Annotated in this window: 8 protein-coding genes; 5 read left to right on the plus strand and 3 right to left on the minus strand. The window is 47.6% G+C overall.

Annotated features, from left to right (window positions below; genetic code table 11):
* Positions 1-46: 46 nt before the first annotated feature.
* The gene (locus KDM90_RS07375; RefSeq protein ID WP_212674927.1) at positions 47-889 is read left to right on the plus strand and encodes an SDR family NAD(P)-dependent oxidoreductase; all 843 of its coding nucleotides are present in this window, start codon (positions 47-49) and stop codon (positions 887-889) included.
* Between the two features lie 165 nt (positions 890-1054).
* Here KDM90_RS07375 and KDM90_RS07380 read toward each other — a convergent pair whose 3' ends face one another.
* Positions 1055-3028: a sigma-54-dependent Fis family transcriptional regulator gene (locus KDM90_RS07380; RefSeq protein ID WP_212674928.1), complete on the minus strand. Its 1974-nt coding sequence runs from the start codon at positions 3026-3028 to the stop codon at positions 1055-1057.
* A gap of 453 nt (positions 3029-3481) precedes the next feature.
* Here KDM90_RS07380 and exaC point away from each other — a divergent pair, with 453 nt between their 5' ends.
* The 4 genes from exaC (at position 3482) to KDM90_RS07400 (ending at position 9848) form a co-directional block, all read left to right on the plus strand.
* Complete coding sequence (gene exaC, locus KDM90_RS07385) at positions 3482-5002, plus strand: acetaldehyde dehydrogenase ExaC (RefSeq protein WP_212674929.1); 1521 nt, start codon at positions 3482-3484, stop codon at positions 5000-5002.
* 177 nt (positions 5003-5179) lie between these two features.
* Positions 5180-5557 carry a DUF779 domain-containing protein gene (locus KDM90_RS07390; RefSeq protein WP_212674930.1) on the plus strand — a complete coding sequence of 126 codons (378 nt, stop codon included), beginning with the start codon at positions 5180-5182 and terminating at the stop codon, positions 5555-5557.
* A gap of 314 nt (positions 5558-5871) precedes the next feature.
* The gene (locus KDM90_RS07395; RefSeq protein WP_212674931.1) at positions 5872-6792 is read left to right on the plus strand and encodes a phosphate/phosphite/phosphonate ABC transporter substrate-binding protein; all 921 of its coding nucleotides are present in this window, start codon (positions 5872-5874) and stop codon (positions 6790-6792) included.
* 17 nt (positions 6793-6809) lie between these two features.
* A complete protein-coding gene (locus KDM90_RS07400) occupies positions 6810-9848 on the plus strand; it encodes a hybrid sensor histidine kinase/response regulator (RefSeq protein WP_212674932.1) in 3039 nt (1012 codons plus the stop codon).
* Positions 9849-9879: 31 nt separating this feature from the next.
* On the opposite strand, the gene KDM90_RS07405 is transcribed toward KDM90_RS07400, so the two are convergent.
* Positions 9880-11436 carry an amidohydrolase family protein gene (locus tag KDM90_RS07405; protein WP_212674933.1) on the minus strand — a complete coding sequence of 519 codons (1557 nt, stop codon included), beginning with the start codon at positions 11434-11436 and terminating at the stop codon, positions 9880-9882.
* A 115-nt stretch (positions 11437-11551) separates the two neighbouring features.
* Positions 11552-12640, minus strand: a complete 1089-nt coding sequence (locus KDM90_RS07410; protein WP_212674934.1) for a S1/P1 nuclease — start codon at positions 12638-12640, stop codon at positions 11552-11554.
* Positions 12641-12736 lie beyond the last annotated feature (96 nt).

The following is a 12736-nucleotide window of genomic DNA, read 5'->3' on the forward strand; positions in this document are numbered from 1 at the left end:
TGAAGTAAACAAAATATCCACTTGAATCACTTAGGGAGTGTACTGAATGCAAGAATTAAAAGGAAAGGTAGCCGTCATCACCGGCGCGGCAGAGGGAATCGGTAAAGCAATCGCTTTCGCCGCTGCGGTCGAAGGCATGCACTTAGTTTTAGCAGACATCAATGCCACCATCTTAGATCAAACCGTCCAACAAATACGCGCTGCTGGAACCGAAGTGATAGGACTCACAATTGACGTCTCAAAAGAAGACCAAATTCAACAGCTTGCCGATACAGCGTATTCCCAATTCGGTGCTGTCCATCTCTTAATCAACAATGCTGGGGTGGCTTTCGCCAAGTCTTCATGGGAAACCACCGCCAAAGATTGGGAATGGATTATGGGCATCAATCTGTACGGCGTAAGTCATGCATTACGTATCTTTGTACCGCGCATGTTGGCAGCAAATCAGCCCGGCCATATCGTCAATACGGCCTCACTCGCGGGCCTGATTGCTGAACCGGCGTTGGCGGCTTATAACGTCAGCAAATTTGGGGTGGTTGCCTTGAGCGAAGGCTTGTATCACGACTTGAGCTTACGTAAATCTTCCATTGGGGTTTCCGTTCTATGCCCAAGTTGGGTGAAAACACGAATCGCAGATTCAGAGCGACAACGTGATCCGGCAGACCGTAGTCAAATTGAGAGCTTAGGAAAAGTCACACAAAAAACAGGCGCAGCTGTGATGCAGGCTGTTGCTTCGGGTATCGCGCCAGAAAAAGTCGCCCAAGATGTGATGGATGGCGTGAAAAATAATCAATTTTATATCCTGACTCATCCTGAATCGAAAGCAGCAGTCCACATTCGAGCCGAAGACATCATACAAGGCCGCTCGCCGACTTTATTACCCATTTAAACTAAGCCGATTCAAATTTCAAAAAACGGCTCAAACTTCGACGACCACGGCCTCACAGTGACTGAATTTTTTATCTATTTTTGTCGCAATGATTCAACTGTCATTCAAGACTATCAAGGGCTCAGTCGATCACGGGTTTTGAGCCGCCCTTTGCATCTCCACACCCTAACTCTCATTCATTTGCAATTTACGATACAGCGTCTGCCGACTGATACCTAGATTCCGTGCGGCAGCGGAGACATTACCATTCGCATTGTGTAAGGCTTGTTGAATCAAGTGCATAGAGTGCAAGTGTAAATTATCTGAATCGGGCACACCTGACACGCCAGGCTTACGCGGGACAACGAATTCAGCGCGCATTGATGCATCCACATTACCGCCTAGTTCTTGCACAAGATCGCCACCTAAATGCTGCCAAGAAATCAGCGTCTCAGCCTCATCCAACAATGCGACCGCAGCGCGCAAAACATGACTCAACTGACGCAAATTGCCTGGCCAGCGATAACGCTTCATCGCACGTAATACATCGTCAGCGATCAAGATATCGGCTGTCGGTGACACTTCCCGTAAAATATTCGCAAGCAATATGTCAAAATCAGCACGCTCGCGCAAAGGCGGCAAACACACATTCAGTCCGTTGATGCGATAAAACAAATCCTCTCGAAACAAGCCTTGCGCGACGCGCGATTTCAAATGTTGATGTGTTGCACAGACTAAATTGAAATCGACCGTGAGTGACTGACTACTCCCTAATGGCGTCACCTGCCGCTCTTGCAGCACACGTAATAATCTGGTTTGCAGCGGCAAGGGCATATCACCAATTTCATCGAGAAATAAAGTGCCTCCATGGGCTTCACGCAACTTACCCATCGCGCCGTTCTTTGAAGCACCAGTGAAAGCGCCCGCCACATATCCAAACAATTCTGCTTCAATCAGATGCTCTGGGATTGCCGCACAATTGACCGCCACAAAAGCGGCCGCTTTGCGCGCGGATCGACGATGAATGGTTTGCGCGAAGACTTCTTTCCCGACACCGGATTCGCCTGTGATTAATAATGGGATCTGTTTATCAATGACCTTCCGCGCCTTTTCCGCCATACCCTGCCACATTTGATCGGCGGGCGTCTGGGAACCTTCTTCGACGACAGGCGGCGGGGAATAATGCGCAGCCGAATTCGGAACGCCAGAGTAAATCATTTGCCGCACTTGGCGACTCTGCGGATGGATCATCGCAAATAGCGCAGCGCCAGATCGGGTATAGACTCGATCCGCCTGCAATTTCACTCCGCGCTGATTCGACAACAATTTTTGCCAATGTTGCTCAAATATGTGCGACCAAGAACACACACCTAGATCACCATACTGCAAATTCAATAGCAGCAAGGCTTTCCGATTGGCACCGACTAAGCAACCCTCTTCCGAAAACGCCAATAGGCCTTGCGCGACAGAACCAATTCCCTCCGCTCGCGGATGAATTTGTACAAGTACATGCTGCCGACACGCACTCATCACCATACTATTTTCTATCATTTGTGCCGCGGTCGAGACTAGTCCTAGGGTATGCGGATGGCGACTACGATGGTCCCCTGAAATATCGAGAATACCCATCAACTGCCCTTGAGCGGACAAAATCGGTGAAGCAGCACAAGTCAAAAATTCATTCGGCTCCAAATAGTGTTCAGCACCATTGATTTCAATTTCACTCGAAGCAGCGAGTGCTGTTCCAATTGCATTAGTACCGCGGTGGTGCTCCGCCCATGACGCGCCGCATTTCAATGCGACACGATCTGCTTTACTGAGAAAATCTAAATCGCCTAAAGTATGCATCAAGACACCTTGTGCATCCGCAAGGATCACCATGCTATGGCTATGTTTTACCTGTTCAAATAAATACTCGATGACAGGCTCAGAGTGACTGATCAAATCATGATTCAGTTCGCGTGCTTGGCGCAAATGCGCCGCATTCAAATTGTCATCACAAGGATTCACGCCTAAGGGTGACAATCCGGCTGAATAACTGCGTTGCCACGATTGTGCTACGCGCAAATCAATATCAGCTTGCGGACAAATTCCCTGTTCGAGCAATTGTAGACGCGCTTGCTTCAAATGGGGTGCGGGAAGAATGGCGTGTTGACGCATACAGGTCTCCTGCCGCGCGGTATTTGCATATTGTTCATTGCGCGGATCGTTATAGGTGTTGAGTGTAGCGCAGATTGCCCTAGTTGGACATTCCAACCACCTGAGGCACAAGAGAATTTCAGACGCAAATTAGAATAGTGAATAGCAACTGTCACAAAATGTGACACCTGTGACAGTGCAAGTTGAGAAAGTGTCCGAATTAGCGACAGGAGAAATAAAGATTAGCCTCGACAAACACAATAAAAATAATCGAAGACTTTTCGAATCCTTGAACCTTTTGTTGCGTCTTCATAGAAGGTTGCAATGCAACAAATAAAATGATCACCGCGCATCGGGTCTCCCACAAGAAATTGGCACGCCATTTGCAATAGAGATAAACGACAACGTCACGTTCAAAGAAAAACGTTGCAGAGTCCATAGTTCGTGGACAGCCACTCAAAAAAGGAGACTAACTTGATCTATCAAGCACCAGGCGCAGAAGGCGCCAAAATTCAATACAAAGCACAATACAATAATTTCATCGGCGGCAAATGGGTTCCACCAGTCAAAGGGCAGTACTTTGATGTGATTACGCCAATTAGCGGCAAAATTTATACCCAAGCAGCGCGCTCTGGCGCCGAAGACATTGAACTCGCACTCGATGCAGCGCATGCGGCAGCCGATGCTTGGGGAAAAACGTCTCCAACTGAAAGAGCGAATCTACTTAACAAAATTGCCGACCGCATCGAAGCGAATCTCGAAGTGCTCGCCTATGCAGAAACCGTTGACAATGGCAAAGCAATTCGCGAAACCTTGAATGCAGACATCCCTCTTACTGTCGATCATTTCCGTTATTTCGCGGGTTGCATACGCGCACAAGAAGGTGGTTTGTCGGAGCTGGATGAAACAACCGTCGCGTATCACTTCCACGAACCACTCGGTGTGGTCGGCCAAATTATTCCTTGGAATTTCCCTATTCTCATGGCTGCATGGAAACTCGCACCAGCATTGGGTGCGGGCAATTGCGTCGTCTTGAAACCTGCAGAATCGACACCGATTTCGCTATTAATTTTGATCGAACTGATTGCCGATTTATTGCCACCTGGCGTTGTGAATATCGTCAACGGCTATGGTCGCGAAGCAGGCATGCCTTTGGCGAACAGCAAACGGATTGCGAAAATCGCCTTCACAGGTTCAACTTCGACAGGTCGCGTGATTGCCCAAGCTGCAGCGAATAATCTGATTCCTGCAACCTTAGAACTGGGTGGAAAATCCCCGAATATTTTCTTCGCCGATGTGATGGATGCGGCTGATGCTTTCCTCGACAAAGCAATTGAAGGCCTCGTGCTTTTTGCGTTCAATCAAGGTGAAGTTTGTACTTGCCCATCTCGCGCTCTTATCCAAGAAAGTATCTATGACAAATTCATGGAACGAGTATTGCAACGCGTGGCTGCAATCACGCATGCGAATCCTTTGGATACCAACACCATGATGGGTGCGCAAGCATCAAAAGAGCAATTAACCAAAATCTTGTCTTATCTCGATCTCGGCAAACAAGAGGGAGCGGAAGTCTTAGCCGGCGGCGGCCAAGCGCATCTCGGTGGTGATTTGGAAGGTGGCTACTATGTGCAACCGACGTTATTTAAAGGGCACAATAAAATGCGGATTTTTCAAGAAGAGATTTTTGGACCCGTCCTAGCAATTACCACGTTCAAAGATGAAGCAGAAGCGCTCGCGATCGCTAATGACACCTTATATGGCTTGGGCGCGGGTGTTTGGAGTCGCAATGGCAATGTCGCCTATCGCATGGGTCGAGCAATTAAAGCCGGTCGTGTATGGACGAATTGTTACCACGCGTATCCAGCTCACGCTGCGTTTGGCGGTTACAAAGAATCAGGTTTGGGCCGTGAAAATCACAAAATGATGCTGAATCACTACCAACAAACCAAGAATCTTTTAGTCAGCTACAGTGAAAATAAGCTAGGCTTCTTCTAAGCACGTCTGTTTTCGCGCGATAGAACGGGCGAGGTGCAAAGAAGCATCTCGCCCATTTAATACCCATTTGATGCACATTTGATGCCCGCTTGAGTATTACCGTCTATGCCAATAAATCTGAACCATTCTCCGCATAGACCCAGCCCCAATTCGACCCCATATTGAGTGGAAACCATTATGACGGAACGTGTCATCGCCACCCCTGCAGCACGCGAGTTAATCGCGGAACTGAAAGCCATGTATGGCGAAATACTATTTCATCAATCTGGCGGGTGCTGCGACAACAGTGCCGCAAACTGTTATTTACCGACAGATCTCACCATTGGCGCATACGATATTCAACTCGGCGTGATCGATGGCGTGCCTTTTTACATTGGCAAACAACAATACGAGTATTGGAAGCACACCCAGCTTATCCTTGACGTGATCGAAGGCCATGGCGGCACGTTCTCCTTGGAAGGTGCAAGCGGAAAAGCATTTCATACACGGGCACGGCTGTTCACCGACACCGAGTGGCAGAGTATTGCTGCGCAAGTTAAACAGGATTTGCTTTAAGCATCCCATTCGATCACCTACGCTTCGCACTCGAACTTGCCCAGACCCCGCAAGTTCACTCACATTTTGCTTGTCTCCCCCAACATTATTTAGTCTGAAAACGGCCGTGACTTTCATCTTGCAGGGATTGATATCCGTGCGCCACGCGGCGTTTGTCGTTTCGACAATTTGCTAAATTTCGTCAATTTTCAATTTGTCGCGGCCGAAGTTGCTATAGTGATAGAAGCTGCGGACAATATGTATCGACGGAGTGAATCCAATACGCTCGCACGTCGCTGTCTATTTCCGTCAATCTTTCACTCTGAAGATCACCTATGGCAAGTCCGACTATTGCAAACGGCACATCCAACGCACCCAGTTCATTCAAGCGCCGTCCGTTTTGGAGTCAATGGATCATCGGTGTCGTCGCCTTCATTGGCACGGCATTCTGCCACGCGCAGAACACCAATCCGACACAAGCATCGTCCGTCTATCGTTTTTCACCTGTCAATCAGTACGGTTTAGAACTGACGGCACGTTACTGGAATCCTATCATTGACTATGTTTCGCAAAAAGCCGGCGTCAAATTAGAACTTAAAGTTGGCCGCACTTCGGCAGACACGACTGCCTATGTCTTGGCAAATGAAGTTGACTTCGTATTTTCTAATCATTTGTTTAGCCCTGAACGCGAAGCACTGGGTTGGAAGGTATTTGGACGTCGAGCAACACCACCTATTCACAGCCAAATTGTTGTATTGGCCGATTCGCCGATTCAAAAACTCGAACAACTCAAAGATCTTCCGGTTGCCTTTCCTGGGCCAGAGGCATTGGTCGCCTACAAATTTGCTTATGCCCAGTTATTGCAACGGCAAATTCCGGTGCAAGTCGTTTTTGGCGGGAATATGGATGGTGCATTTGCCCAATTACTCAGTGGAAAAGTGAAAGCGGTGGGCGCCAATTCTCAACTCACCGAGGGGTGGGTACAACGAGAAGGCAAAGCAATTCGGATAGTATGGCAATCCGACCCGCTGCACGATCTTGCGCTCATGGCATCGAAAAATGTACCCAAGAAAGACTTACTCGCTATCAGCAAAGCATTCACCGAGATGCTCAAAGATCCCGTGGGGAAAACAATTTTAGCGCATGCATCCGAATTGGTGAAATTACCACCTGGCAGCCAGTTCGTCGCTAGTACCGGCACCGAATACGCAAGCTATAGAAAATTTTACCAAACTGCCCCTCCCAATTTACGTTAGGTTCACCGAATTCGCTTATGCGCACTGCACTCGCATTCCTTCGTCGTCTACTACCTTCTTCATTGACGAATCGCGTCTTTGCACTTTATAGCATCAGCCTCCTCTTCTTTGTCAGCGCCGGGCTCTTTCTGTTTTTGCGCTTTCATTTCCAATTGCAAATTGAACAGTCCGAAGAAGCCTCGGTCATGGTGGTCGAAGTCGTCGCCCAAGCAGTACAAGATAGTGTCATTATTGGTGACTACGACACGGTACGTAAGACTTTGGACAAAGGCGTCCAAGGCTCGGTCTTTGCGTCCGCTGCATTTATCGATCTCGCAGGTGGGGTCGTCGATGTTAAACGGACGAATACGTCGAATCCTCCTCCACCGCTTTTCATTGTGAATTGGGTGAATGCGCGGCTACATGATGTCAATCGTACGATCACCGTCGGTGGCAAAGACTATGGCGTCTTACGCTTACGCTTTGATACTTTTACGGTAGCGCAAGATCTATGGTCGCTCTCTTTACTAGTGATTAGCGTTGCGATATTCAGCCTTTTGGGTGGCTTGGTCATCGTCCGTTTTCCTTTGCAACGCTGGCTCGGAGGCCTAGAACGCCTGCGAGGCATGCTCGAAACACTTGGCACCCCTGGCAGCAGTGTGGTGGAACTCGATACGCGCCACGAGCCAAGCGAGATCCAAAAGTTGGTCGATATGTTTAACAAAACCGCCTACTTGGTGCGCGAACGCGAAGCGACGCGACGCGCATTGGATGACCAGAAATTCGCGCTCGATCAACATGCAATCGTCAGTATCACCGACCTCGACGGTAAGATTATCTATGCCAACGACAAATTTTGTGAGATTACTGAATATAGCCAAGAGGAATTGATCGGAAAAAATCACCGCATCATTCAGTCTGGCTTCCATTCAAGCGATTTTTTCGTCCAGATGTGGGACACCATCTGTGCGGGTAAAGTCTGGCGCGGCGAAATCTGCAATCGGAAACGCGGCGGTGCTTTGTACTGGGTATCCGCAACGATTGTCCCTCTGCTCGATGCGCAAGGCAAGCCGCATCAATTCATCGCGATTCGCACGGATATCACCGAAAGTAAAAACGCACAACAATTGATTCTGCAAGCCAAAGAAGCTGCGGAAACGGCGAATCGAGTCAAGAGCGATTTTTTAGCGAATATGAGCCATGAAATTCGTACGCCGATGAATGGCATTATTGGGATGACCGAGTTGGCGCTCGATACCGATTTAAACACGGAACAGCGGGAATATATCAACCTCGTCAAAGTTTCAGCGGTTTCACTTTTGCAAATCGTGAACGACATTTTAGATTTCTCCAAGATCGAAGCAGGAAAAATGGAAATCGACAAGGTAAGCTTTTCCCTAGAAAGTTTATTGAGCACCACATTAAAAACACTCAGTACGCGAATCGAGCAAGCAAAACTTGAGTTGTTGCTCGATATTGCCGCCGATGTCCCGCAGTATGTGATCGGCGATCCTGGTCGTCTCAAACAGGTTATTACCAACTTGGTTGGCAACGCGATCAAATTTACGGAGACGGGTGAAGTTGTTTTAAGCGTCCGCCTCGCTCCGCCTACTGATGGTGAGAAGGTACAAATTTATTTTGAAGTGCAAGACACCGGGATAGGCATCGCCCGCGAAAAATTTGATTTGATTTTTAAAGCGTTTTCGCAAGCGGATACTTCGACGACAAGACAGTATGGCGGGACTGGCCTAGGCCTAAGTATTTCCGCGCAGCTAGTTAAACTAATGGGTGGAGAAATCGGGCTCGATAGCGAGCTGAAACGAGGCAGTCGATTCTACTTTACGATTCCCTTTCATTTCGATCCAAGCCAAGACAACACCGCCCCACTCGAATTAACGCAACTACGCGGACAGCACATATTGATCATCGATGATCATCTCCGAAGTCGCGATTTATTAACGCGTCAACTTCAAGAATGGGATGTACGCACCACCGTCGTCTCCAGTGCAAATGAGGCGTTACAGCTACTGCAGCGCTCCGCCTCACAAGCAAGTTGTTTTGACTGCGTCCTTATCGACGCACAAATGCCCATCATGGATGGCTTTCAACTTGCTGAAAGCATGCAAGCATTTTCCGCAAGGATCAAACAGAGCATCATGCTGATCACCTCGGAAAAGCAACAAACCCATATTGGCGACCTCGATAAATTGGGTATCAAAAACCATTTGCTGAAGCCAATCTCACGCAGTGAATTGTATGCTGCGATTCTTACGACGAATCAGGCGTCAGCCTCGCATCAATCCTTACAAACTACATCGCGATTCAAGAAAAATCGGAAGCCTCTGCACATCTTGCTGGCAGAAGACAATTTAGTGAACCAAACTTTGACAATCCGACTCTTAGAAAAACTTGGTCATACGATACAGTTGGCGGAAAACGGATCTGAAGCCGTGAGACATTTTCAAGAAGGCTATTACGACGCAATCTTAATGGATGTCGATATGCCACTCATGAATGGGTATAAAGCCAGTCAAAGAATAAGGCAACTGGAGCAACACAGCCATCAGCATACACCGATCATCGCATTAACGGCGCATGCAATTGAGGGAAGTAAGGAAGCCTGCCTTCAACATGGTATGGACGCCTATCTGAGTAAACCGATTGATGTTGATGCACTATGGCGCGAACTTGAAAAAATCCATCACGTCCAACCCACGATCACGCTTTCGGCCTCGCCCGACAACATGTACCAAGGTTCTGCTGATTTGAATAAAATGCGAGAAATGATTGGCAATGATCGCGAGTTGTTCAACGAATTAAGTCGTCTCTTCGCGCTCGACGCACACAAACATTTAACGGCAATTCAGACGGGTATCGCTGCTGGTGACTTCCAGGCAATTCGACAAGGTGCCCATTCCATTAAAGGCATGGCTGGGGTTTTTTATGCTGAATCAATAAAGCAGTCGGCGATTGCGTTGGAACGCACTTCCGACCTGACACAAGCGCCCCTTTTACTTGAACAACTGCAGCGCCTTATCGCCAACCTAGAACAGACCATCGCCCAGTATCATTGGTAAGGACAATCACAATAAGGACCGCAAAACCCAATTAAGGTTGCTTCGTATGTTTCAAGCTAAGCGCTAATTTTGCAGCCGCAGCCTCAAAGCGATGGAATCGCTGAGTTAGCATTTGGATATGTCTCGTTTTATCGGCATCGCTGAGGAAAGAATAGCGAATACTATTAAATACCGTTGCCTTCAGTGTGTCATAGCTCGGTTGATAACGACTCGCGAACAAAACATACTCATGACTTAAGTTATTGCGCGAAACGCCAGCGTCATCACTTGATATCACGAACGGAACCTGATGCCGTAAATACAATGCAACGGGATGGGCATCCGGCTTCATTCCCAATATAAATTCATTGCTAGTCAAATTAATTTCTAGCGCAACATCGCGTTGTTTGATTTCAGCAAGGAGTTGATCTGGCGCTGCTTCGTGGATGAGATCCACAGCATGACCAATCCGTTCCGCTCCTGCGATTTGTACAGCGGTGCGGATATGATGTTGCAAATGTTCTGGCTGTACCATGCCCAAACTGAGCTCCCCCGCATGTAAGGATAATCGCACTTTGGGGAAGCGTTGCTTCAAGAATGCAAACATCTGCATGTGCATGCGATAGTCGCGTAAGGCGACAAGACCATGCTCTGGTCCAACGATATTCACACCAACAATCAGAGGATTATTTTGACTCGCCGAAAAGGCAGCAAACAAACCAGAAAAAGTTCGCGAAAGCGAACTATTCCGCGACACATAGCTTTGTATGCGCAAACTAAACTCATCGTCATCAATTCCCGCCACGTCTTGCTTTGCTTCATTGACATAGTCTGTAATTCGCTTCTGCGCCTGCGGATCATTTTGCAAAAAATCTGCAAATTGTGCCCACGCCTGATGCAAGGTTTCTATATTTGTCTCATTCCCCAACGCATCGATTTTTGCAGATAATTCAGGATGGTCCGTGACTGGCGCGCTCTTCAGCATCGTTTCCAAATACTGTTGATTTTCTGCCTTGGCTTGCTGCTTTAAAATTTGCAGGCCTTGATTGGTCGAGTACTTTGCAATACCAGAAAAATATCCGAAAGTATTAAAAAAATGCTGATCGGGCGGAACTTGATGTTGCACATGGTTGCCATAATCCAAAGTCGACCACGCCATCAACAATTCGCGATAAAGAAAATTATCTTTGCGTATCGCATCAACTTTCAAGCAATTCTTATTCGTCTCAACGAGCTGTTCAGGTCGAGTCTCTATCTTCAAACGTTCTTGCTTTTTGACTGCGTCATTGTCACGATAAATGCAGAATCCTCGTTGCGCTACCCAATCCAAATAATGTTCAGCATACACAGAGCCAGAGTAATGGTGATGAATGTCACCACCTTTGGGTAACATATTCATTAGCATTGTCAGCTCTGCCAATCGAGGGCGCGCGGCTGAGGTCGTCGAATGACTGCCCTGAATTAATTGGGCATAGTAATCCCGCGTCGCTTGCAAATTGCTTTGTATCGTTTGACGACTATCTTGCGCAACGACGGGCGTACAGGTCATCGACAGCAACGCAAAAGAAATAGCACTAAAAGAAATGGGCAACAGATTCTTTTTTAACATTTTTTCTTCCTCTATTTTTTCTGCGTCTTTTCAATGTATTTTATGGAAAGCGAAGAGATCTCATTCTATTCATCCCCTGCTCCAATCTAACAGCATGCCCATCTAACAACACAAGTTAGGGCCAAATTTTCTGTAGAAGTGCCGCAAGACGATATCCTGCTAGTTGCAACTGTTTCTGAGTGATCTCTGTACTCGTTTCGATATAGTTGCTAGGCAAAGTCGTATACCACGAAGAAAACTCGATACCGCGGCGACTTGTGACCTTAATTCTCTCGGTTGCAACAATATTAGAATAAGCGACTTTTGCCGATACCAGTCCCTCATTCGCCCATTGCTCTGGCCAAGTAATCGGATCGCCACTGTTCTGGCTATTTGGCACCGGAGCCGCAAGCATCTTGTCGGTCAAATCTGCAACGGTGCGGACACCCAACTTACGCATCACATTTTCTACCACGGTGACATCCCAATATAAATGCAGTGGCTTTCCGATACGCTTTGGCTTATCCGTTTCTGTGACGCTGCCTGCTGCCTTCGCGGCCGCCTCATCACGTTTAAACAATTCGACATCCCTTGCGGTCCATGTCGCTTTATCCTCGATCAGCAAATTATTCCCACCTTGCAAATCAAAGATCGTCACACCGTCAACTTGTTGCTTGCTGGTCGGCGTCACAAATTGATTCTCACTATTAATGTAGGCAGCGCCGACATGCAATGGTTGGTGAATATCGCCAACCAAATGCGCAATCATCAACAGCGCCTGACGCGGAGTAAATCGGTGGGGATTACTGCTTTCCGTATCCTTGCCTTGCAATACTGCAATCGCCTGCTTCAAGGTTTGGACGATATCATGATCGGTCGTGCCGACTCCACCAGCAATGTATGCCGTATTTTGCACAGGTGTATTCGTATAATGATAGGCAGCATGCGCTGGATTTTGAATTGTGAAAGCGACCATCTCGGAAGTTTGTGGGCCACAGAATGTGCCCTTCGCACAATCTGCCCAAATCGAGAGCGATTGCAGGCTTTCACCGGATTGCAACAGGGCTTGAACCTTAGCACCGGCATTTGTCCCTTTCAGCAGTCGATCAGCGATTGCACCAACTGTCTTATGTCCTTCATCTCCCGATGCGACAGCATGCAATGAAACCACACTCAAACTCAAGGCAGCGCCACACAAAAGTACGAATGATTTGATTTTATTCATAAACTTGCTTTCTCAAAATTTTCAACAATTTTTTAATCTTACTTGACTGCGCATCCCTACAAGTTCGCGTAATTCGTCGGCTTTCCTTGATCTACT

The organism is Affinundibacterium fentianense, from assembly GCF_018139545.1.
GTDB lineage: Bacteria > Pseudomonadota > Gammaproteobacteria > Burkholderiales > Burkholderiaceae_D > Undibacterium > Undibacterium fentianense.

Bases quoted from the DNA above. Each gene is read 5' to 3' on its own strand.
- KDM90_RS07380 (WP_212674928.1), bottom strand. From the start codon at position 3,028: ATGCGTCAACACGCCATTCTTCCCGCACCCCATTTGAAGCAAGCGCGT.
- KDM90_RS07375 (WP_212674927.1), top strand. From the start codon at position 47: ATGCAAGAATTAAAAGGAAAGGTAGCCGTCATCACCGGCGCGGCAGAG.
- KDM90_RS07410 (WP_212674934.1), bottom strand. From the start codon at position 12,640: ATGAATAAAATCAAATCATTCGTACTTTTGTGTGGCGCTGCCTTGAGT.
- KDM90_RS07390 (WP_212674930.1), top strand. From the start codon at position 5,180: ATGACGGAACGTGTCATCGCCACCCCTGCAGCACGCGAGTTAATCGCG.
- KDM90_RS07395 (WP_212674931.1), top strand. From the start codon at position 5,872: ATGGCAAGTCCGACTATTGCAAACGGCACATCCAACGCACCCAGTTCA.
- KDM90_RS07405 (WP_212674933.1), bottom strand. From the start codon at position 11,436: ATGTTAAAAAAGAATCTGTTGCCCATTTCTTTTAGTGCTATTTCTTTT.
- KDM90_RS07400 (WP_212674932.1), top strand. From the start codon at position 6,810: ATGCGCACTGCACTCGCATTCCTTCGTCGTCTACTACCTTCTTCATTG.